We start from the raw sequence: 23,954 nt of genomic DNA on the forward strand, positions 1-23,954 counted from the left end.
CAACAATGGTTACAATGGCACAGAACTGTGGAGAATAGACCAAAATGGCTATCCACAACAAGTACAAGACATTAATCCTGGCAGTGCCTCCTCTAATCCCCGCAACTTCACAGTTGTAAATAACATTCTCTACTTTGTCGCTACAGATAATTACAATGTCAGCCAGTTGTGGAAAATAGACCAAAACGGCTATCCAAAGGGCTTAGGTGTTCCTGGTGGTCTGTCCAATCCCAACAACTTCACAGTTCTAGGAGATAGCCTTTACTTCACAGCATCGGAGGGGATGAATGGTACAGAACTGTGGATGATGAACTCCAACACTGGCAACCCCATCAACCTCAACATTAATTACCAGAATGGTGCTTCTAATCCCAGCAATTTTACAGCCCTGGGTAATATCCTCTACTTTACTGCCAATGATGGTTACAGTGGTACAGAGTTGTGGAGAATTGTTGCCAATAACTATCCGCAACAAGTACAAGACATTAATCCTGGGATTGGCTCTTCCAATCCTCATAATCTGACAGTGATAGATAACACTCTTAACTTTAGTGCTGATGACGGTATAAATGGTACAAAAATGTGGAGAATTGATCCCAACACTGGTACTCCGAACCCTTTGAGTATTTAAGAATTTGTCTCAACGCCATTTAATTTGTTACTGTACACTAACAAGTAAAGGCATCTCTAATAAAAGTTTACGATTTTTTTGAAGTCAGCCTTGCATTTCGATTGCTTCTGTAGATATACTTGTTACAGAATCAATTAAAACAAAAAAAAAGAAAGCCAGAATTAAATAGCAACCCAAGCCGGGGACATGAGTCCCCGGCTTGTTTTTTTAAGTAAACAAAAATCCTCAATTTAATCAAATTGATCGAGGGTTGAAGCGTCATAAATACTTATGACAAATATTTATGACACTTGTCAAATCAAAAATGCTTGTTTAGTTGTAAATTCAATGGTTTCAGATGTTTTAATTCGCAACTAATTCTAGGTAAAAAGGATAAACCCCGTGCCATACAATTTACTGTAAAATGTCATAAATAAGGGGGTACAAGCGTAAATATTAATGAATAACAGGTCGTTAATTTCAGGTTGATAATTGCTGGACACCTAATTATCTAGTCATAATTGGTCTGAAGTTTATGCCACTTTTATTTGCAATTAACTGTTCTAAATTCAAAATAAATTTAAATTGGAGGTAGGCTAATGTCCAACATTTTATTGAATCCTAAAACACTTTTTGATGTTTATCAAATTTATTGTGAATTCCTCATAGCACTATATAATGGCAGTCAATATGATAAGACGGCAGGTCTTCGCACTGCATTAATTCGCTATACCCTACCTAAGTGGGGCTTCCCTTTCCCCTCACGGAATAAGCTAACATCTGAGGATATAAAGGCTGGATTGGAATTTATGAAGGGAGTGCCTATATCAGAATTAAAAAATGCACTTGACTATCAACAAGAAGTCTTTGATTCTCTTGGTAACGTTGCTAGTTCTCGAAATTATCGTTTTCATCTAAACAAGATGCTTGTTTGGTGTCATGACCAATCTTGGTGGAAAAATGCTGTCAAGACAGATGCAGACAAATATTGCCCTCCTATCCGCCTGCAAAGAGGTCGGGTTAGTGATAAAGTTCGTGTCACTAATAAGAACATGACACCTAAATGTAGCAATTTTATGTATGGGTTGAAATCTCCGGAAATTTTGCCTGAGTTACAACAAGAACTCAACAATTTTTTGAATTTTCAAACAACACTTGTTGGTAGTCGCAAACGCCAAGATGCTCCTTTACGGACTCGCAGTGCGATGGCTCATGTTAATAATAGTAAACGCTTCTTAGGATGGCTTCATCGATTTCAGGGTGTTCCTCTTGAGGAGTTAAGTTTAAAACAACTTGTGAGCGCTAGTGGTTTAACTAGAGATGGACACCGAGATGAAGATGCAATTGATGAAGTTATTGATTTGATTGATGAACATTTACAGTGGCTCAGAGAGGTTCGTGAAGCTTCAGCTAATACCGAATTAAAATGTGTCGAATCATTGGTTGCTGTAGCCAAATTTTTGTATCACAAGGAATCCAAATACCAATCTCGTGAGCAAGTGGCTAGCAAACGTGTGGGATACCGAGATATTCCCATCATTGAGGAATTACGGCGACTAGAGTGTGAAATCATGGCACGAGTCAATACCGCACCACGTTGCTCTGATGAGTCAAAAAAATGGCTTGAGTGGCCCACATATAAAGCCTGTATCGAGCGTTTGATTGAAGAATGCGCTCCGCGAGACAAAAAGGGCAAAAAACGCAGTATCCGTACTCTTGCCCAAAGTCATCAAATTGCTTTAATTTGTATGCTTTTGAGTGCTTTTCCAGACAGGTCTAGAACCATCCGAGAGTTAGAGTTGGGTAGAACTTTAGTTAATCGTGATGGGAAATGGTTTGTTGAGCATACGGCGGCGGATTTTAAAACGGGGAATTCTTTTTGTAAAAATGGGCAAAAACGAGTTGTAGAACTTCCAGAGACTCTATATCCCCTTCTGGAGGAATGGTTATCACAGTGGCGGTCGGTTTTTAATCCTAATCATCCCTATGTGTTTACCCAATTGAACGGCAAACCATTAACAGACGGCTCTCTATATCAATATTTCCGTAAACGGATATATCGTTTAACCGGACAGGCGTTTACGCCCCATCTGGTGCGCGATTCCATTGTTACGTATCTTAAACTGTCTGGGACTTCGGATCAGGTGCTGGCAGCTTTAGCAGAACTGCTGGCCCATAGTCTAAAGATGCAGGGCAAGATTTATGATCGCCGCACTCCTGAGCAAAAAGTAGCTCCAGCTTTGCAGGCGTTGCAGTCATTGCCTACGGGTACTTTACCACCACCGCCACCCTTGACTGTTAAACCTCCCAAGTGAAACCTGGGGAGGAGATGTGCTGAAAGTAGTTATCCTACAGCTAACTCTACTGTGTCTAGATTACTTTCGGCTTTCTGATTTCTGGCAAATGAATCTGCAATTAAGTGCAAGACTTCTGCTTGTTCTTCTGGCGGTGCTTGAGCAATCAGCGAGCGCAAATAAGAGAGTGAAGGATTCCCGATCTCTTAACGAAAGCATTTTGGCGTTGCTGTTTTGAACGCATCTACGAACTGACTATATCCATTAGAAGCTTCCTTGACTTGAATATTCGGGGTCAAATGAGCATCCGTGCAGAAACTTCCGCTAAGGCTGTAACCCTTTCTGTGTAAGCATTATGTCCATCAATATTTTTAGCAATTCTTAAAGTACCAATTAACCTATAGATTATTTGGTGCAGCAATTTAACACGGTACAGTAAGGGTTTGAAGACTTTAAATTTCAGAGACTTCAATTGGTACAGTTTGATTCTTGGCGATCGCAGTATTGAAAGTGGCTCATCAAGTCCTTAGCGTAACTGGCATCACCGTGGTCGGGTAGCAGGACTATATCGCTATAATCCCGCCCCCTCAAAACCGGACGTGCGCCTTACAACGCATCCGGCTCAATACCTTAAAGAAAAGTGGGTAATTTTAGTAAGTAGGTAAGTTTAGCTAACTTTCAAATCAAAATTTTCAATATTCAACTTACTTGCTGCCTTTGTTAATTCCCGTATCACCTCAGGGATAAGAAGAATTGTCTGTTTTTTAATAGTAATTTTGTAGCTAAAATTTTCTTCGCCTTCGTAATTTTTGTCTTCGTCATTTTCATCTTCTTCATTTTCGTCTGCGTCATTTATGACATAAGAAATAACTGCATAAATTTCTTCATAGTTGAGTGGTTTGCTGGTTTTTATATTCTCTATTGCTTTTTTAAAATGACGATTGTAAAATTTATTCCCAAACGTTAACTCAGCCAATATTCCCAAACGAACATCACCATCATTTTCATCGGAAATTATTACTGCAAGAGATGAATCTATTTCCTCAATTACTTTTTCAATCCCGTAACCAGGGAAAGATTTAAATTGTTTTTCGATAAGTTGAAATGACCAATCTTCCCTCAAAATGTAAAAAACTCGCAAGAATATTACTTGCTTCCAAGTATACAAAATTGGATTTTTATGGGGTTGAACAGTTTGTGAATTGCTGAGATTATATAATTGCTTCCGAGAAATGCCAGTCAAAGCAACTACTTGTTTTTCCGTGAACATAGCAGTTTTGTCTAGCATCATCAGTCTTTGCCCTTGTCTAGCCAGCACTTTTACACTTCATCAATTATAAATCTCACTAATTTATGCGAATCTATAAAAAACTATCGCATTCTAGTATATAATTTCAAAGAGTGATAAGGATATTTATTCTAAATTGCTCAATTTTCAGAGCTAACTGGTACTCGACTCAAGACTCTCTTCAAGTTTGGACGACTAGAAAAGTCTTGGGTAAGCCAGTAGCTCCTTAACAAAAAAGCGAATCTACCGCCAAGGCGAAATCCACCAAGGGGACAATTCACAAAGCGAATCTTCCACCAACTAGGAGAAGTTCACTTTCAGCAAATCCACGAAGCAAGCAAATCTTCTTGTATTTGCAGGCAGAGTGGTCTACCACTTTTTCATAGTAACATTCCTTTGTAGACGTAACAAGGCTTGAAGATTCGCTTCTCTTAGGTAAATAAAGGAGAAGCATGATAAAAACTGCAATTAATATCCACGACAAGGACAAAGACTGGGATTTCAGCAAGCTATGCACAAACTTCCTCAAGGTAGAGGGGACATTCGAGAATGTGCAGTTCCACATTAGCGCAGGTCATCTCCTCTGTGCTGCATTACTAGTAGGGACTGCACTTCAAGTAGCTGACAGTGAAAAAGCCGTAGAAGCTTCTACGGCAACGGCTAGCTGCTTGTTGTTAACTCCAAGCATAGGTAGCTAGTCGTGGTCAAAAAAAATCAAGGGGCATTTGCCCAAAATGTTGCTCAGTCGAGTGTTTCACAGTTGCCAAAGCATTCCTCTAGAAAAAAACTTCATTTACCAGCAGATCCGATAGGGCAGAGATATCTAGCACGCTTCTTCCATCCCTATAGTGCAATAGTTGCCGACGCACCGACACTGGAAACAACAGCAAAGCCAGAATGGAGAACTCTCCAATATTTTTTGCAACCCTCAGAACTATGGGAATTCCACCAAGATGAAAAAACATTAGTAGGTATTCGTTTTGAATCTGAAACTTTGTATGGTGCAATCGATTTGGATGCAGGCGGCGATTATCATAATCCAGAAGCTGTATCTCAAATTAAATCAGCTTTGGAAAGCATTGGTATAGTATCGGTAGTCCCATGCCAATCAAGTTTTAGCGGTGGCTGGCATTTGATTCTGCCTTTTTCCGAATCACTTAAAAGTTTTGGATTAGCCTGTGCGATTGATCAAGCCATAAGACATGCAGGTTTTATTCCTCGCCCAGGACACCTGGAGATTTTTCCCAATCCCAAACCCTATAGCAAGGAACAAGTAACTAACTATAAAGCTATCCGGTGTCCTCTCCAACCAAGGAGTGGGTCATTTCTTCTAAACGACGAATTGCAACCAATTAGCAATGACGTTAAAACCTTCCTTGATCATTGCGATCGCGCAGCAGCTAGGCAAGATATTCAGGAAATAAATAAAGCCATTAGCACTGCCAAAAAGCGCCACAAACCTCAGCGGGACGGCAAAAAAACTACAAATGTAGATGAATGGTGTGCTGATTGGGAAAGAATAATTGCCACCGGGTGGACAGGTAGCAGCCAGACCAACACTATTATTCAAATTATTGTTGGTTATGGGATTGTGTTTCTAGGGCTAAATTGTGAGGAATTAGTAGACTACGCCGTAAACACTGCCATCAATGCTCCTGGTTACAGAGAATATTGTCGGCATAAGCATGAGATAAAAGTTAGAGTCCAAGATTGGGTAGAGTGTAACCAAAAAAATAAATGGTACTCTCAATACGCCAGCACCCCAGAGAGACCGTTAGGTACGTACTCAGCAACATTTGACTTTGCGATCGCTAGTGGCACTCACCTCTCAAACCAAAACAATATAGTACAGTTCGATCGGCGAAAGGATCTGAACAGGCAGCGCAGCCTAGAAGCTCAACGGCGTATCCAAATAGTCGTTAGAACCTTAGAATTTACCAGTACTTTACCAGAAGGTACGACAAATCGAGCGGAAGCTATCCGTGTGGAATACAAGCTTCGATTTAACAAGTGCCTTAGCCAAGAAACACTTCATAAGCACTTGCACCTATGGCATCCCAAACGGTACATCTGCGATCCTTGGATAAAAAATGCCCCAAACCCTTGCGGAATAAGCAACTACGGGCATTCAATTAATGTTGAAAGCATTACTTCAAGCCAACAAGAAGCTCCAAACCCTTGTGGAATAAGCAACTACGGGCATTCTCCCTATATGAAGGTTATTGAGAGATTTTTACTGCCTGCTTCTGCCCCTCAAGGGCAGAAAGCAGGCAGTAATCAAATTAACGAAAAGTTGGATACGGGGAAGTTAATGGAAACTTCTGATTCATCTTCAGTTCTTAATAGTACTAATGATAACAATAATTTATTAACCAATGCAATTATTTTATCCGATGAAAATAATAATAAAACCAATTTAGATAAGGATTTTAAATCTGCTGGGAATTCCGGCGCGGTTGAAAAACTAAATAACCAAAAGTTATCAATCAACTTGAGCAGTAGTCTCTATGCTACTCCCGCAACTACCCCATCCCATGCTCCTAGTACGGACTTGGCTATATCAAATGGTTTACCACTAGCAGCTACCTCTGATTGTGTGGAGGATTTTCACCAAGTTGCTCGACTACGTATCGAAGCTATATCTCAGACCAAAAACATGGTGAGGAAATATCGCATGATTGCAGGCAAGCTTCCTAAAGGCTCGGACTACTTGCGTTTAGAACAGATTGTCAAGATGCAATTCTACCTCGATTCAGGATGCCCAATTTTGATAACAGAGGCTAATTCTTGGGCAGATGCTAATCCTGGATGCCTACCGTTTTGTTTGGAATCGGTATTTAGAGAGCGAGACAATAGGTAAATTAACTACTAAATTCTCGCGTTGCCGTATACGTCCGGTTTATAAATGTTTTCCCGATTCAGGAATAATTGTTCAACTGCGCTGGTTGAGAGTCAAGCGAAAGGCAAATAATTGCACTCAAAAACGCACAGAGTCGGCAACACGGGAACTGTCGTAAAAAAAAATATGAGGCCCCGCGATCGCACCCCAGGTATTAATAACCCAAGTTGCGGGTTATCAAATACAAATTTGCTATTTCAGGCGATCACGCACGACCAAGTGGCGGTGTACTACGTGCAACCGCCACTCAATCAAAAGTGCAAGTATTTAATCAGGCTAAAAGATTCTCTATAGAAGAGATGTTTAGAGATTTTAATCGTAATAAGCAAAAGTATTATCAAAAAGGTATGAGGGCTATGAGGCTTATTATATCAGCTTTATACAGCTTTTTGTCGTCCCGTCAGGTACCCGGACGTGCATTCAATCTCAGTACACTTGGGTGATAACCCTCAGTTTATCTGGTTTTTGGCTTAACCGAACCGTATTGATATAACAGCAAGTTTCGCAACAGGAATGGTTTCCAAGAAGTTGTAATGTAGCTGCTACCTGTTATTGAGCCAGTACTTCTACTGATTTCTGTGTTTCTAACAATAAATCATTGGTTTTTATTTTTAAGGAAAGCATAATAAATATATACTTATCTACCCTCTGGGTGTACTACTGGTAAATTTATAGTGATGCAAATTGCTTTATTACACACCAAGCTGCAAAAATTAGCAATTTGGAAAATACATGCTGACAAGTTAGTTTGTGACTTACCTTTTACCACAGTGGTAGGACACCTAGAGTTATGCTGTTGCCTAAGTTTAGATTATGCTAGGCTCCGCGTTAACGGTGTCTCTCTGTTAGAGAAGCTATCTTGGAAGAAGCGAATAGCACGCGGATACAATACGCTATGTGCGTGCTACGGGAAGGTTAATGCTAACGTACTTAGTGGACTTAGAGTATGATAACACTTGGTTCGTTGATACGTTCCCGAAATAACAGCTTGGGCATAGGGAAGGTCATTGATATATCTGATACCCAGGCCAGTGTTGAATATTTTTACTCGGTTGGGCAACGCATAGAAAAAAGCTTACCCTTAAGTTCCCTGTATCAGTTTAAACTGGAGCGTCAAACTCGATGCTGTATTTACCTGGAGAGCCAAGAAGCATGGATTAACGGCAGAATTTACGAATGGGATGAGGAAGCTCATAAGTATCGCATTGACTTACCTGATAAAAAAACGATCGCAGTCAACGAAGAACAAGTATACGTGCGTTGCAATTTACCTCAAGCAGACCCCATTGAAACTCTAGCAATGAAGGGGCAAGAAACGCCCTATTTTCACGATAGACGCTTTGCTTTTGTTAAATGCTTAATTTTACAACGCGCTGTCAGTCGGGGAATGACGGGATTAATTTCTGCCAATATTAAACTTTATCCACATCAAGTTGAAGTTGTCCGTCGTGTACTTGAAGACCCGATTCAACGATATTTATTAGCGGATGAAGTTGGACTGGGAAAAACCATCGAAGCTGGTGCTATTCTTCGTCAATATTTATTAGATGAACCTTCTGGACGTGCGGTAGTGCTAGTTCCGCAATATTTACTCCAACAATGGCAGCAGGAATTAGAAAACAAGTTTTACATCTCCCACTTTCCCAAACGGGTAGCAGTGCTTGCGGTTGAGGATATTCACAAAATCAACCCGAAAGCGAATATTGGCTTGCTAATTTTAGATGAAGCACACCACATCGCGGCAATGGCGACCTCTAACGATGCAACAGTGCGCCAGCGTTTTGAGACTTGCAAAAATATTGCTCATAAAAGCGATCGCCTGCTTTTACTATCGGCTACCCCGGTTCTCAACCACGAGCAAGATTTTTTAGCAATGCTGCATCTGCTCGATCCTGCAACCTATCAACTTGATGACTTAGCAGGTTTTCGTGACCGGGTAGTAAAACGCCAAGAGATTGGTCGAATTCTCCTGTCATTTAAAGAAGGCGCAAACCCCTTTGTCCTGAAAACTAATCTCAAAAAGCTCCGTAACCTGTTTGCTGAAGATAAGTATTTACTTGAATTGGCAGACAATCTAGAAAATAGTTTACAAGCAAAGACTGGCGATACAGTTGAAATTGTCAGGGCAATTCGTATCCATATTAGCGATACCTACAGACTTCACAGAAGGATGCTTCGCAATCGTCGTGCTTCCGTAGAAGATGTAATTTTTGACCGTAATATTACACTGAGAACCGAGTACGATTTAGATGAGCGATCGCCTCACATCCATGAACTAATTGAGGAGTGGCGTGATGTAGCTCCTGATAACAAACAATATCACCACATTTTTCTATTGTTCTTCCGTGCTTCTGATACTTGGCTGGGTATTTTAAAACAGGTAATTCAAGTACGTTTAAGTAGTATATCCACTGCGGAATTAATTCGGGAGTTTGGCGCTGATAGTGTTCGCATCCTGACTGAAACTCCTAAATTTGCTGGGGAAGCAGAAATTTTGCAAACCCTACTGCGAATTATAGAACAACCTTCAGAGGATGGCGATCGCCTGGAATTACTCAACACAGTCATCCTCTATCAACTCTGCGAACCTTTAAAATTACAATCCTTGAAATTCAACCTCCCTAAATTGCTTGCAGAAGTTCAACAACGACTAAAAAGACCGATACCGGGAGACAGTCTGCCCAAAATTGTTATATTTACGAGTTTTGTACAAACTTGTGCCGAAATTGTCCGTTACTTGAGCAATCGTTTTGGTGAGGGGACTATCGTCAGTCACCAAGTTGGACAAACTAGGTCTCAAGTGGAGGAGAACTTAAATCGGTTTAAAAAAGACCCCAAATGCTTTATTTTAGTTTGCGACTCCTCCGGCGAAGAAGGTCGTAACTTACAATTTACCAACTACATGATATGTTTTGACTTGCCTTGGTCGCCAAATCGCCTAGAACAAAGAATTGGTAGGATAGACCGGATTGGTCGTCTATTGAAAGTTGAGTTTACAGTATTTGCTGGCGTAGACTTACCCGATAGTCTCCATGATGCATGGTATCGCTTATTGAAAGAAGGGTTTAATATTTTTGGGCAATCTATTGCCAGTCTCCAATTTTATGTTGATGAAGAATTACCCTTATTAGCAGAAATTCTGTTTAAATCGGGTGCAAATGGACTATTAGAAAGCATAGAAATCATTCAAAAAGAAATTCAGCAAGAGCAAGTAAAAATTAGCGAACAAAATGCCCTAGATGAAATTGATGCTCTGGATGAAAATGCTACCCAATATTTTCAAGCTTTAGACGATTATGATGCCCGTCATCAGGAAATCCAGCAAGTAACTGAAGATTGGATTTGTGATGCGTTGAGATTTCAGCCAATCACTGAGCCTAATTTTTCCACACTTAAGCGTTATAAACCTACCGGAAATACATTAATTCCAGCAAATGATTTAAGCAGCAATTTTGCAGGGGTTTTAGAAGAATTTGGGACTTTTAACCGTAGGGTAGCAAATCAACAGCTTGGTGCAAAACTCTACCGCATTGGTGAAAAATTTGTAGAAGCACTATCATCTTATATCCATTGGGACGACCGGGGTCAAGCTTTTGCTATGTGGCGAGTTGAAAAAACTTGGGATTCTGGGGAAGGTGAAGAGTGGTATGGTTTCCGATTTAATTACGTTATTGAAACAAATTTAACGAGTTACAAAACTACTACAGAATATAAAACTTTGCAAAGACGCGTAGATGGGTTATTCGCTCCAATTGTAGAAAGTATATTTATTGATGCACGATATGAACCAATGTGTGCTGTTGAAGATGAAACACTATTAAATATCCTGCAACGTCCTTATAAAGGCCAAGGCGGTAAATATCGAGATTACAACTTAGCCAAAAGTCGTTTATCTATTCTTGATAATTTTATTGAGCCTAGCAGTTGGCAAGAATTTTGCCATCAGGCGCGTCGCACGTCTTTAGAATTACTCAGTCAGCGTCCCGAATTTATTTCATTATGTGAAAATAGCGCCATCCGTGCTGAACAAAAGTTAGGTAAGAGACTAGACCAATTGCGCTTGCGTCTCAACCGACTTACTAACCAAGAGCGTATTTCTAATAAGGTACTGGAGCAAGAACTCAATAACGAAACGGTATTAAGCCAAGTAATTATCGAAGGAATTCGTCATCCTAGCATTCGTCTTGATTCTGTTGGTTTTATTATCGTTTCTGGGCGACCTCCAGCTAAATCTGAGGAGGATGATTTATGATTGACTCCTTCTCAGAACTTCGGGAAATTCTTAAAACAGTTGAAGTTCCTGAAGATATTAGTAATGTTTCAGAACCTTGTCATCGGCGCTTGTTGGATGCGCTGCAAAACTCGCCTGCGTCTGGGGATATTGTTAGTCTGGTGCGTCATGTATTACGACGGGAAGATGAAAAACAGGGTGGAAGTTCTCCAATTTATCTCCAAATACCTCGGAAACCGCCTTTTCTCGATAGCATTATTTGGGAGCAGGCTAGCATAACCGTATGGGGTGAAGATAACGAACACTATTTCATCAGCGCCCGTTCTTGGCAACCGGAATGGCTTGACCTGGCTGACCAATATCCGCCAGATGCACCTTTATTTAATGAAAAACCTCGACGGAATTATGAACCAGTTTCCGGCGACCCGTTTTTGCAATTAATGAAGTTAGACAAATACAGCAGTAGCGGACAGCGTGAAGCAATTCGTGCAGTTTTAACTGCTCCTGATAATTCAACTTTAATTATTAACTTACCTACGGGTGCGGGAAAAAGCCTTTGCGCTCAACTACCTGCATTGTTGAACTCCAGAAACAATAATGGTGTCAGCGTGGTAGTTGTCCCGACTACAGCATTGGCTATTGACCAAGAACGGGCATTAAAACCTTTTGTACACCATGCCACAGCTTATTATAACGATAATTCTGTGGAGGGTAAAGAAAGAAGAGCAGGGATACGCGATCGCATTCGCGCAGGAACCCAAAGGATAATTTTTACCTCTCCTGAAAGTTTAATGGATTCTCTGGCATCTGCTCTGTATGAAGCAGCCAAACTAGGGATATTACGGTATTTTATTATCGATGAAGCGCACATGGTAGAGCAATGGGGTGATGATTTTCGTTCCGCATTTCAAGAAATTCCTGGTTTGCGAAGAGATTTATTGCGTCTTAGCTCTTTTAAGACTTTATTGCTAACAGCAACTTTAACAGAATCTTGTTTAGATACCCTCGAAACATTATTTGGTCAAGATTTACAAGTAATATCTGCTGTACAGTTGCGACCAGAGCCTGCTTATTGGTTTAAGCAATGTGAGAGTGAAGAAGTTAGAAAACAAAGGCTACTTGAGGCAGTTTCTCATCTTCCTCGCCCGTTAATTATTTACGGAACTAAAGTTAAAGATGTCGAGGATTGGAAACGAGAATTAACCCGCGCTGGATTTAAAAGATGTGACCTGATGACAGGTAAATCTACTACTCAGCAACGTGAGCAACTAATTGAAAAATGGCGAGAAGGAAAGATTGATATAGTTGTTGCTACTTCTGCCTTTGGATTAGGTATTGACCAATCAGATGTCAGAGCAGTAATTCATGTTTGTATTCCCGAAACCATTGACCGTTTCTATCAAGAAGTCGGACGGGGAGGAAGGGATGGAAAAGCATGTATGTCGCTAACATTATATACAACTGAAGACTTCAATATTGCTCGTGGTTTAAACGAAAAATCGACAATTACTATCGAGAGAGGATTGCAGCGTTGGCAAAGTATGTTTGCGAAAAAAGAACCCCTAAAAGACGGTAAATATAGTGTGCCTATTAATAATCCTCCCTCTTTGCTAGAAAGAGATATTGATATGCGAAGTGACCAAAACAGGGCTTGGAATATCCGCACTTTAACGTTGATGAACCGAGCCAATTTAATTGAAATAGACTCAGAAGAACCTCCCCAGAAAAAAAACTCTGAATCAGAATCTGAACAAGCTTGGGAAGATTATAGAAATTCTCGCAGCATTCGTATCCACAATGAATGCCATTTAGAAAAATTTATTTGGGAATCTGAAGTTGAACCAGTGCGCCAGGAACGCCAAAACTGGAGTTATAAAAATCTGCAACTAATGAAAGAGGCTTTAAAAGCTAAACGTTGTATTTCAGAAATATTGGCGGAAGCGTATAGCATCCCCTCACGTCACACTCCAGAAACCAGAAATCCTGTGATAGTTTCTCGTGCTTGTGGAGGTTGTCCTGTTTGTAGAAAAAATGGAGTCACACCTTTTCCGGGAATAATGCCTACTTCGAGACCTGTATGGCAAAAACCTAATTTTATTCCAGGTAAAGAAATGCAAAGAGTGCTTGTAGGTGAAAAAATTCTGCTTATTTTCTATGATTCACTGGAACAATTAAATAAGTTTCAACGAGGTCGAAAATTGTTCAAGTGGTTAATAGAACAGGGTATGAAGAATATTGTAATTTCACCAGAATATAATCAATTTTTGAAAGAAACTAGTAAAATACATAACTCATTTGTTTTTATATTTGATAGTTACGAACCTGTGCTAATGCCACGAATACCCACTCTGATTTTTCATCCTCCAGGAACACCTCTTCCTGCAAAATATTTATCTAATTACAGTACATCAACCACAACGCGCATCATTTTACTTCCTATAAATACACCAGACCCAGATAGAGAAGATCGATTATTAATTAATATTTTTTCAGGCAGATATTTTAAATTTGATTTATTTTGTACAGAGGTTAGTATATGAGTGTTTTAAAAACAGGTTTGGCTCATCCCAGTAGAATGCGGGGAATATTTAGATATTTACTTCATGCCGAAGGACAAAGGGAGAAGAGAGACGTATTAGAAAAAATATTATCTCCTGATAAATTAGTTGAACATTTAGCGAGTGAAGAAAAATCGAAAGATAAAAAAACCTCCCATCCTATGTTCAATGATGCTATTAGGGAAAGCATAAAATGCAAACTTTTAATCGAAGACAATGAAGAAATTACAATTAATCAAAGTTTACCAAAAGATGCAATAAATCCTCAGCTTGGTGACAAACTATTACCGGATACTTTCAATTACCTATTGTTTGCATCTGATAACGAAGATGAAGCAGACTTTGGTCGGGTTTGTGCTTGGTATTTAGCACAGGATATTTACGACGCGCCTGGGACTTGGGAAGAAGTGGAAAAGCGTATTAGTGAACAAAAAGTAGGCGATTTTTTGAAAATGTCAAGCAGTCGCCTCTTTGTTCAAATGGATGACTGGATGCGCTACTTGGGTTTTGCGTGGGGTCATACTTTGGGAGGAAAACCTCTCACAGTTCCCGATCCGACAGCTTATATTAAACGAAATCTCAAGCTTTTGTTTAATGGACAACAAGAAAGTACAATCCAAGATTTTATTAATAGATTAGCAAAACAATGTCCTTTATTTGAAACTGGAAACTTTCGAGAAGAGGTAGAAGCACAAATTGGCACACGCGAAACTAATTTTCTTTCTACCAGTACAGCTTTTGCCTTATTTATACTTCACGACGAGGGTGAGATTCAGCTTGAGAGACAATCTGATTCAACCTTTATGATTTTACCAAAACTCAATAACCAAGTTGATAATGATGGGCGGATTTCTCACATTATTTGGAAAGGAGAAAATTCATGACTTTTGAAAAGTTTGTCTGTTGGAATCTGGATATGATTCGTCAGGTAATGAATGTAGAAGCAACCCAAACTGCAAATCATTTGTTTCTAGCTACACATCATCCTATTGCAATGTATCGTCAGGACTCTATTAAGGCGTTATCACAAAAGGAATATGATGAAGCACAGTTTATCAAAGATTTTTTAGGTGAAAAAGATTTTGCCTTTGTACCTGTTTTGGGTGAGACGGGTACGGGAAAATCTCACCTGATTCGTTGGTTGCAAGCTAATATAAAATCAACGGATAGACGGAAGGTGTTACTCATTCCCAGAATTGGGACAAATTTAAAAGATATCATTGAAAAGATTTTAAATATTGCAGAATTTGAGGCAGATAAATTAGATGAGTACCGCAAACGTTTAAATCAATCTAGCCGTACTTTCACAGATAAGGGTGCAAGAGAACAATTATTAAACAATTTAGCTTTTCAAGTTGGCATTAATGGACAACATACACGCGCTAAACTTGCTGATGAAGAGACTCAGGAATATTTGATAGAAAATTTACCTTCTTTGCTATATGATGATTTTTTTCGAGAACATTTATTAAGAGATGGAGAAATTATTCATCGTTTAGTAATTCATACATTGGGATATCAATATACTATTGAAGATATTAATGAACGTCGTGAGTTTTCTATCGAAGATTTGCCTCTTAATATTTTAAATATTCAAAAAGCTGGAGAAAAGGCACGAGAATTTTATAGTTTATTAATAAATGATGAGGATATAAAGAAGCACACGATAATTTGGTTAAATGATCACTTAGATGAAGCTATCACCCAAGTTTTGAATTTTGGTCGAGAAGACTTGCAGCAATTAATGCGCGAAGTACGAGAGACATTAGCAGAAAAAAATATTGAATTAGTACTTTTGATTGAAGATTTTGCTAAATTGCAAGGTATTGATAGAGAAGTATTGGAAGCAGTTTTAGCAAGACCTCAGCAAGCTGGAAATAAGCCATTATGTGCTATGCGTACAGCATTAGCTTGTACTACAGGTTATTTTAATAATTTGATTGATACAGTGCAACAGCGCGTTACCTTCAGTGTCAATCTTAATATTGATACGGTTGGTGAGAAATCTTTAATTACTCAGAATGATATTCAAGTATTTGTTGCTAGATATCTGAATACTGTTCGTTTAAAGGAAAAAGATATTGAAAACTGGGCTAATTCTCAAAATAGAGATGAAATAGAAAGTGCTTGTAACGAATGCGAACATTCCCAAGCTTGTCATACAGGATTTGGTCATGTTCAGGGAATGGGTCTTTATCCTTTCAATTCTAAAGCTTTAGAACAGATGTTTAGCAGGGTAAATCCAGGTGAATTCAACCCCAGGATTTTGATTAGAGATGTATTAAAATACACTTTAGAAAATTCTATTGACGATATTGAAAATGGGCATTTCCCTTCAGTTACTTTAGGAAAACACTTTGGTAACATGAGATTGAGTGCTGAAGTTAGGTTAAATATTCAAGCTAAAGACGCGCAAAATATCAAGCGTCGTGAGGTATTTTTAGACTTGTGGGATGATAGTAATGAGCTTTGCAATTTGTCTCCAGAAGTTCATACTGCTTTTAATTTACCTCTGCTTGATGTCAAGACTAAACCGAGACAAATTCAGCAGGTTACACCCCAAACTCGTCAAGTAACACCAAGCGTTGTAGATCCTTCAGGGGAATATAAGATTGATACTTTAGTTCAAGAGATTCCAGAAACGCTGACAAAAAAGCTGGAAATCCTCGACAGTTGGAACAATCAAGAAATTTTACCAGATGCGATCGCCAAAGATATCCGCGAGTTGCTTTTCCCCGCTATCATCGAAAAAATTGAATGGGATACTGAAATGCTGCTGAAGGGTAGTTTCTTCGGTAGTGGTGGTAAGTTGGTTCAGCAGCGAAATCTCATTTTCTATAACCCTAAAGTCAAGAGAGGGAGTTATTCTGGGGTTGTTTTATCGCTTCCTCTTAACCCAGACGATGACAAGGAATTTACGGAAACTGCATACGTATTTCAAGGTGTTTTAAAATACAACTACTATAAAAACTGGAAGTTTACTAATGGCGATCGCTATTTTCGCATATACGCAAAATATCTAGAACGTTGGAGTCAGTACGTCGTCGAAAAAATTCGTCTTTATCCCCGCGAATCTGGTGAACCTTGGAACCCCGTACCTGCTGCGGTGGAATTGCTAGCGATTAGTGCCACGATGGCAGGGTATCCTACTAATACGCTCGAAAATCTGATTAATTCTTTGTTTATCGACTTAGATAAAAACGATGATACAACTCGTGCATCTAGTTGGAAAAAGCTGTTTGATACCTTTAGTCTCAAGAGAAACCGAGAAGCACTATTAGATATTGTTAAAAGTCGAATTGCTTGTACAAAAGGTAGTAATTCAACGTTTCAAATTATTGATGCAATTCAAATTATTGAACCTCTAGAAAAAGTGCGTAAATCTTGGCAACCTCAAGAGCAAATTCCTGAAGATGTCCGCGATAAATTTCCAGAGTTGCAAAAGGTACGTCAACAAGTCGATGAACTCCTAGAGAAAGCTATCCAAGAAGAGTACGAACGACAGCTAGATATCTATCAGCGTCTAATATCAGAATTGGGAGAAGATATTAAGAAAAAGGATGTTGTTGATGCTCTCAAAGCTGCAATGGAAGCAGCAGAAGATGCAGGTGTATTTAGTGGTAAGAAAGACTTGCTAACAACTGTCTTAGAACAGTTCAGACGTACAGCGATTAACCCTTACAGAGATACAATGAAACGCTTACAGACTGAGAAAGAAAATCCAGAAAGTAACATCAGTAAATCACTTCAGTATTTGAGTGAAGATTATCAAAAAGTCATTACTGATTCTTCAGAATTTCTTAAGAACACCAAGAATTTTCTGGATGCTTCGATTCTTAAAGCAAAAAGTTGTATTGCAGAGGTAGAAGCACCAGGTGGTGCAAAGTCAGAATCTAGTTACCAGGAAATTTATGAGGGGTTAGCTAATTTACGAAAACTCATGAATGAAATTAAAGGGGACACAAAATGCTCTTAGAAAAATCACAGGAACTAATTGAATTATCTCAACGTAAAAAGTCTTTGCAAAGTTCTGCCGCTAATCTTCAAATTATTCAAACTAGGCAAAAGCAAATTACTGATGCACTTGCAAGCATTCACCCACTTGTGGAAGCATTAAAAGCTTTTCGCCAAAGAGGTATTAACAATATTGATTTAACTCAGAAGGCAGACTCTATCTTAAGTTTCGTTATCAATGCTGAGGAAAATTTACAAAATAACTCTGATTGGATTCTTGATAATAAAAACTTTAAAGGTAATATTTTAAAGTCAAATGTTGAAAACCTAAAAACTACGCTGGAACAGCAACTGAGCGAAGCATGGAAAAGCTACCGCGATCAACAAATGCCTAGTACTAATAATGAAATACTCAATTTACTAGCTAAAGTAGAAGCTTTTAAACAAACAGTTCTACAAATTCAGATTATAGATAGAGAGATAAAAAATGTTATTTATCCAAAAAATAATGCTGACTTTGTAGTATATGAACATAAAATCGAACAATTAAAATATCATTGGAATAGCCTTAGTTCTGATGAAGTTCCCCAAGCTGTATTGCATTTTCTTCGAGCAGCAGCAAATCAAGGAGCGCCTTTAAATTTTTTGACTTCAGAAGTTCAAGATTGGATTAATCAACATGGGATTTCTGATTCCTTAAAAATTCGCTTGATTTAAAATAAAGTAAGGGCAGAGCAAGGGTGATTACCAACTGGGATAAAATAATTAGAGAATTTTTAGATAAGTTGGAACGCCAGGAAGTTCAACTTTTGACGTGGGGAATTATTGATGGTGGATTTTCTGAAGATGAAATTAAAGAACTTGCTGACGATTTTCTAAATAATTGTGAGATTGATGAGGATGTTTGGGATTTTATAGAGCAAATCGTTGATCGCAAATTGTTGTTTGAATTCAACCTCAGAGGCGATCGCCTTTTCCGCACCAGGATGGCGGAAGGGGTGAGATTATTTGCCCGTCTCCGCCAACTCTTCCCGAATAATAGTTGGCAAACATCTCCTACCTTAGTTGCTGATTATCGCTTACAAATCCGTCCGAGAATTTATCCCAAAAGATATATTACGCCAGAAACAGTAATTAAACAGCTAGAGGCAGATAAACTATTAACTCCAATACGAAAAAAAGCTGTTGGAGCTATACTAAATTCGCCATTGCGTGGTGAGGTTCAACTTGCAGATTTTCAGCTACGCGCTACAAGCCGGATGCTACGGGATTTAAATAGCACGAAAAGTCGCGGGATGATTGTCTGTGCTGGGACAGGAACGGGGAAGACTTTATCTTTTTACTTACCAGCACTGGCGCATATTGCAGGGTTGTTGAAAAAGAATGAGTATTGGAGTAAAGGACTAGCAATTTATCCCCGTAACGAACTTCTCAAAGACCAATTTTCTGAAACCTATCAAGAAGCACGTCGTCTTGATGCTGTCCTCAAGGCAGAAGGTAAACGTAAAATTCTTATTGGTGCATTTTTTGGCTTAACTCCCAAAAGCGCAACTCTGGATCGGGTGCAGGATAAATGGGAATCTGAAAGTGGTGGGTTTACTTGTCCTTACCTGCGGTGTCCCAGATGTGAGGGTGCGCTATCTTGGCGACGGGCTGATTTAGAAGCAGGTAAAGAACAACTTTCTTGTCTCAATCCATCTTGCGGTGCTGTTATCCAAGAAGATGAAGTAATTTTAACACGCGATCGCATGACGAAAACTCCCCCAGACTTGGTTTTTACCAGCACAGAAATGCTCAATCGGTCTATGGGAGACTCCCGTTACGGTCATATATTCGGCATTGCAACTGCGAAAAAGCCTCAGATAGTTTTGCTTGATGAGGTACATACTTACACGGGTATTCACGGGGCACAGGTTGCTTACCTGTTGCGACGTTGGCAGAAAATAATTGCCACAAAAGTCCAATTTACGGGTCTTTCGGCAACATTAGAAAGTGCAGCAGAGTTTTTTAGCCAACTTATAGGCTTAAATCCTGGTTCTATCGAGGAAGTTTCCCCCGGCGAAAATCAAGTTGCGGAAGGCACGGAATATCAATTAGTTCTCAGAGGCGACCCCGTATCTGGAACGAGTTTACTGTCTACAACGATACTAACTTCGATGCTGCTACGGCGCATCCTTGATCCATCTGAAGACCCTCCCAGCCAAGGGTTCTATGGTTCCCGTGTTTTTGCTTTTACTGACGATTTAGATGTTACCAACCGCTTATTCCATAACCTTTTGGATGCCGAAGGATGCGACAGTTGGGGTCGTCCTCTGCGGGGAAGACAGCCATTTGCAGCATTGCGATCGCATAGTGCATCTGAGGGGAGCGAACGCTTGGTTGCTGGGCAATCTTGGCTTTTATGTGAAGAAATTGGTCATGGGTTGGAATTGCCTTTAAGTATTGGCCGCACTAGTTCCCAAGATACTGGAGTTACCCCAAATAGCGATGTAATTGTTGCTACTGCATCCCTGGAAGTGGGATTCAACGACCCAGAGGTTGGAGGTGTAATTCAGCACAAATCACCGCGAGATATGGCTTCATTTCTCCAAAGAAAAGGACGTGCTGGACGACGGCGAATTATGCGACCTTGGACAGTGGTAGTGCTTTCTGACTACGGACGCGATCGCATTGTCTATCAAGGCTATGATATGTTATTTAACCCAGTTTTAGAAAAGCGATCGCTCCCCATCCAAAACCGCTATGTTATTCGCACATCTGCGGTTTTCGCTTTTATGGATTGGGTAGGACACCAGTTAGCAGCAATCAAAGGAAGTGTTTGGTATGATTTTGCCAGCCCATCTGAATACGCAAAAAAACGCCAGCAATTAGAAATAGAACTAATTGAAAAGATTCTCGAAACAGAAACAAGACAACTCGAATTGGCAGCATATCTGCAATCAGCCTTGAATTTGAGCAAAGATGAGGTCGAAGCTATTCTCTGGGAAGCCCCAAGGTCATTGATGATGGTGGTACTTCCCACTTTGCTGCGGCGTTTAAAGTCTAATTGGTATCGCTTTTCAGTACATTTAAATGAATCAAACCAAGATTATCAAACCAACGACCCCTTACCCGATTTCGTTCCCCCCAGTTTATTTAGCGACTTGCTCTTACCAGAAGTAAAGATTACGACACCTCCCCAATTGCGTAATAGCCAGCCAGATATTAACCTCATGCCCATTATTCAAGCACTGAAAACCTTTACACCAGGCAGGGCTAGTCGTCGTTTTGGGGTACAACACATCCATGCAACTCACTGGATTGCTCCCCCGAATTGGCAAGAAAGAGAACAAAATTTACCAATAGAAGACTACTGTACTGAATTTGAAGAAGCGGGAATTTTTCAACTTTGGCAAAATGGAGAAATTGTAGATATTCGCTGCATTCGTCCTTGGGCAATCAATCTTACACAAGTTCCTGCCAGCATTTCCGTTCGTTCTAATGCCCAATTAAAATGGTGCAGTCAAATAATTCCTCCCGACTCCGGTATTAAACTCGAATTACCCCAAGGTTCCTCGTGGTGCAAAATTATTAGAGAAGTTTGCTGCTTTACCCACATCCAACAATCGCCCCTTGAAGTGCGGCGGTTTGCGATCGCCTCCCATGCTAACATCCGTTTTCAAAAAGGTGACGAACTCGATACGACAATTCGCTTCACCCAAAGACACGATGGTAGTCCAGCAGCTGTAGGATTTGCCCAATCTGTTGATGGTCTAGTATTTCGCTTTTGTATTCCGCCTAATTTCAGCATCAGTCCCAGCGATTCTAATCCAGAGAAGATTTGGGCGTTTCGCACGGCATATTTCCGATATCGGGTCTTGATAGATGCCAGATTGTGTGAATTAACAAATGTCTTTCAACGAGAGTGGCTTTATCAAATATATATATCGATGCTCACCGCCCGCGCCTTGGCAGACCAAATCTCCCTACCTGAAGCTTTTGAGGCGCTTTTGGGTGAAAATATGGGTCAAGAAATGGCAAGGGTTCTGGACAATATCTTTCAAACCTTGAACGTCGAAGAAACCCTACTGGAAGAAGGGGAATCTGCACCAGAACAAATTCAGGGACGGCAGAGGGTACATGATAGGTTGCTGGCACTTGCTAACGCAGACATAATCCAAACTATATTAAATAACCTTGCACCGATTCTCTGGTCAGAACCTGATGAAGAGTGGCACTCTTGGGCAGCTTTACGTTTTAAAGCGACCTTGGGAGGGGCGCTGCTGGATGCTTGCGGGCAATTGTGTCCCCACTTTGATTTGGGCGACCTGATTTTAGATATCGATCCTGGCCCGCGTCCACTAGATGCACCTGCTATTTCAGAGGGAGTAGAAGAAATCTGGATAACTGAGTCTACCATTGGTGGCGGCGGGGTGATTGAGGAAATCTTGCGACGCTATGCTGCTGATCCGGCGAATTTTTTCCGATTGGCGGGGAGTGCGTTGTCACCTGCGGATTTTGAGATTGTGGACTCGGAACTGACGCGGTTATTGGAGTTAACCCAAACCAGTGCAGATGTCGCCGATGCAATGGCTGATGTGCGGTTAGCCGAAGGACATGGTGAATTAAAACAAGCAAGCGTTCGCCTCCGCAAAGTCCTGTCCTCTGAGGGGATTTTGGTAACGCATCCGGTGATGACTGCAATTAACGCACGAGTTTTGCGTCCTGGAAGTACCCCGGAAACCGATAAACTACTGCTGGATTTGATTCGTTTGTGGCATCAGGAAGAAGCGCGTTTAGGTATTGAAATTGATGCGCGGGTGTTTGCCTATGTCGCCAGCAACGATGACCAGTTGGATCAAGCGTTGTTGCATCTTGGTTTAGTGCAGCCTAATCCCTATTGGCGGTTTCAAGTGATTTATGGGCTGTTGTGGGCCAGGGGAAATATTATTCGTTCTCGCGCCTTATCTTCCTACAATCCCTTTGCCGTGATTGCCGATGCTGATAGAGAAATTTTACTGGATGTTTTGCAAGTGGGCGATTTTACAGTTTGGCTGAATGAACCCAACTGGCGGGAACAGGTGGAGGAAGCGTTTAAGCAAGGTGCATCGGTTTCGCTGATAGCGCCTCCTAATGCGAGAGGAGATTTAAAGTCAGCAATTCTGAGTTTAGCAGTCGAACCGATGGAACTTGGTTTTTTGCAGGTTTATCCGGTGGTGGAGGGGGTGCAGAGGTATCCGCGAGGGTTTGGGGTGAGGCTACGGGTGCGAGAAACAGTGCAGTGATAATCTTTAAAAATCCTCAAAATTTGCAGATTGAAAAATTTTAACTTCAGTAATTGTAAACTTATGTAAAATTTGCATATTAACTAGATATTTAAATATCAAGGTTTATAATCTTATTGAGATTTTTACTGGCGTTTAAAAAGAGGAATCCAATTATTGGAGTCTGACCAAAGAATAGGAAGACTATTATTGGGACAAGTATCTGGAAATATCACAGCAGATTGACAATCCCCAAAGCCTAGTGGGTTATTCTTTACTAATTTTATACCATGTTCATAAGCAACAACTCTCGCTTCTCCTCGCTCATTTGAATTGGAAAATATAGTAGACTTTTCACTAAATACCTTTGCTGATTCATCTAGCGGATCACATATATGTATTTTAACGTCCAAACTAAGCTCAATCAATTTTTTTTCTACTAGTTCTTGGGCTTCTCTAAATCCACATACTGCTAAGAAAAATATTTTCAGGTCTCTTTTCTTCAAAATATCAGTACATTCATTAGCTAATTCCTCAAAATATTCACAGGCAGAATTTCCTGTTCCAATAAAATCATCAATAAAAACAAGAGCTTGAATTTCTTTTCTTTCTGTTATTTCTTTACAAATAGATCCGCGTTCTATAACATTTTTATAATAAATTTCATTTTCATCTGCATAAATTTTTGCATAATAAGAACCACTTTTTCCAGGAGAATCTTCTAAATAGCTTATAACAGAAATGTTGAATGCTGATACAAAACTTTACATAAATAGTTACACTAACTCTAAAAAGCCTAAATTAGTCAACATAACATCATCTCCTCAAACCAATGAACATAACTGATTTTCTGACACATACAAGATTGAAGATAGCG

Annotated in this window: 12 protein-coding genes and 1 pseudogene; 10 read left to right on the plus strand and 3 right to left on the minus strand. The window is 39.9% G+C overall.

All coding sequences use genetic code 11. The features are described 5' to 3' along the window. Together VE944_RS30840 and VE944_RS30845 are read left to right on the plus strand one after the other, a co-directional pair. Positions 1-631 (plus strand): annotated as a pseudogene (locus VE944_RS30840) (hypothetical protein); the annotation flags it as partial. Positions 632-1,209: 578 nt separating this feature from the next. Then, entirely contained in the window at positions 1,210-2,925 is a 1,716-nt protein-coding gene (locus tag VE944_RS30845) for a site-specific integrase (RefSeq protein ID WP_324986594.1), read from the plus strand. A 29-nt stretch (positions 2,926-2,954) separates the two neighbouring features. On the opposite strand, the gene VE944_RS30850 is transcribed toward VE944_RS30845, so the two are convergent. Further along, entirely contained in the window at positions 2,955-3,083 is a 129-nt protein-coding gene (locus VE944_RS30850; protein WP_256874777.1) for a hypothetical protein, read from the minus strand. Between the two features lie 488 nt (positions 3,084-3,571). Further along, positions 3,572-4,195 carry a hypothetical protein gene (locus VE944_RS30855; protein ID WP_324986603.1) on the minus strand — a complete coding sequence of 208 codons (624 nt, stop codon included), beginning with the start codon at positions 4,193-4,195 and terminating at the stop codon, positions 3,572-3,574. 449 nt (positions 4,196-4,644) lie between these two features. Between VE944_RS30855 and VE944_RS30860 the strand changes: the two genes are divergently transcribed. The 8 genes from VE944_RS30860 (at position 4,645) to dpdJ (ending at position 23,098) form a co-directional block, all read left to right on the plus strand. Continuing rightward, complete coding sequence (locus VE944_RS30860) at positions 4,645-4,890, plus strand: hypothetical protein (RefSeq protein ID WP_324986606.1); 246 nt, start codon at positions 4,645-4,647, stop codon at positions 4,888-4,890. Positions 4,891-4,892: 2 nt separating this feature from the next. Continuing rightward, the gene (locus tag VE944_RS30865; RefSeq protein WP_324986608.1) at positions 4,893-7,052 is read left to right on the plus strand and encodes a hypothetical protein; all 2,160 of its coding nucleotides are present in this window, start codon (positions 4,893-4,895) and stop codon (positions 7,050-7,052) included. A 985-nt stretch (positions 7,053-8,037) separates the two neighbouring features. Further along, on the plus strand, positions 8,038-11,343 hold the full coding sequence (dpdE, locus tag VE944_RS30870; RefSeq protein WP_324986612.1) for a protein DpdE: 3,306 nt from the start codon (positions 8,038-8,040) through the stop codon (positions 11,341-11,343). Further along, positions 11,340-13,862 (plus strand): protein DpdF, encoded by a 2,523-nt coding sequence (gene dpdF / locus VE944_RS30875; protein WP_324986615.1) that lies wholly within the window; start codon positions 11,340-11,342, stop codon positions 13,860-13,862. Before dpdE ends, dpdF begins: the two co-directional genes overlap by 4 nt. Beyond that, the gene (dpdG, locus tag VE944_RS30880) at positions 13,859-14,764 is read left to right on the plus strand and encodes a protein DpdG (protein WP_324986617.1); all 906 of its coding nucleotides are present in this window, start codon (positions 13,859-13,861) and stop codon (positions 14,762-14,764) included. The genes dpdF and dpdG overlap by 4 nt, the downstream gene beginning before the upstream one ends. Further along, positions 14,761-17,856 carry a protein DpdH gene (gene dpdH, locus VE944_RS30885; protein WP_324986621.1) on the plus strand — a complete coding sequence of 1,032 codons (3,096 nt, stop codon included), beginning with the start codon at positions 14,761-14,763 and terminating at the stop codon, positions 17,854-17,856. Before dpdG ends, dpdH begins: the two co-directional genes overlap by 4 nt. Further along, a complete protein-coding gene (locus VE944_RS30890) occupies positions 17,847-18,551 on the plus strand; it encodes a hypothetical protein (RefSeq protein WP_324986624.1) in 705 nt (234 codons plus the stop codon). The genes dpdH and VE944_RS30890 overlap by 10 nt, the downstream gene beginning before the upstream one ends. A gap of 23 nt (positions 18,552-18,574) precedes the next feature. Continuing rightward, entirely contained in the window at positions 18,575-23,098 is a 4,524-nt protein-coding gene (dpdJ, locus tag VE944_RS30895) for a protein DpdJ (protein WP_324986627.1), read from the plus strand. 125 nt (positions 23,099-23,223) lie between these two features. Here dpdJ and VE944_RS34330 read toward each other — a convergent pair whose 3' ends face one another. Then, the gene (locus tag VE944_RS34330; RefSeq protein WP_422656575.1) at positions 23,224-23,820 is read right to left on the minus strand and encodes a phosphoribosyltransferase-like protein; all 597 of its coding nucleotides are present in this window, start codon (positions 23,818-23,820) and stop codon (positions 23,224-23,226) included. Between the last annotated feature and the right edge of the window lie 134 nt (positions 23,821-23,954).

It is taken from the genome of Nostoc sp. (genome assembly GCF_035638895.1).
Lineage (GTDB): Bacteria > Cyanobacteriota > Cyanobacteriia > Cyanobacteriales > Nostocaceae > Nostoc.

Excerpts from the sequence above, each read along its gene's own strand:
- dpdE (WP_324986612.1), top strand. The coding sequence starts at position 8,038 with ATGATAACACTTGGTTCGTTGATACGTTCCCGAAATAACAGCTTGGGC.
- VE944_RS30845 (WP_324986594.1), top strand. The coding sequence starts at position 1,210 with ATGTCCAACATTTTATTGAATCCTAAAACACTTTTTGATGTTTATCAA.
- VE944_RS30855 (WP_324986603.1), bottom strand. The coding sequence starts at position 4,195 with ATGATGCTAGACAAAACTGCTATGTTCACGGAAAAACAAGTAGTTGCT.
- VE944_RS30860 (WP_324986606.1), top strand. The coding sequence starts at position 4,645 with ATGATAAAAACTGCAATTAATATCCACGACAAGGACAAAGACTGGGAT.
- dpdH (WP_324986621.1), top strand. The coding sequence starts at position 14,761 with ATGACTTTTGAAAAGTTTGTCTGTTGGAATCTGGATATGATTCGTCAG.
- dpdG (WP_324986617.1), top strand. The coding sequence starts at position 13,859 with ATGAGTGTTTTAAAAACAGGTTTGGCTCATCCCAGTAGAATGCGGGGA.
- dpdF (WP_324986615.1), top strand. The coding sequence starts at position 11,340 with ATGATTGACTCCTTCTCAGAACTTCGGGAAATTCTTAAAACAGTTGAA.
- VE944_RS30890 (WP_324986624.1), top strand. The coding sequence starts at position 17,847 with ATGCTCTTAGAAAAATCACAGGAACTAATTGAATTATCTCAACGTAAA.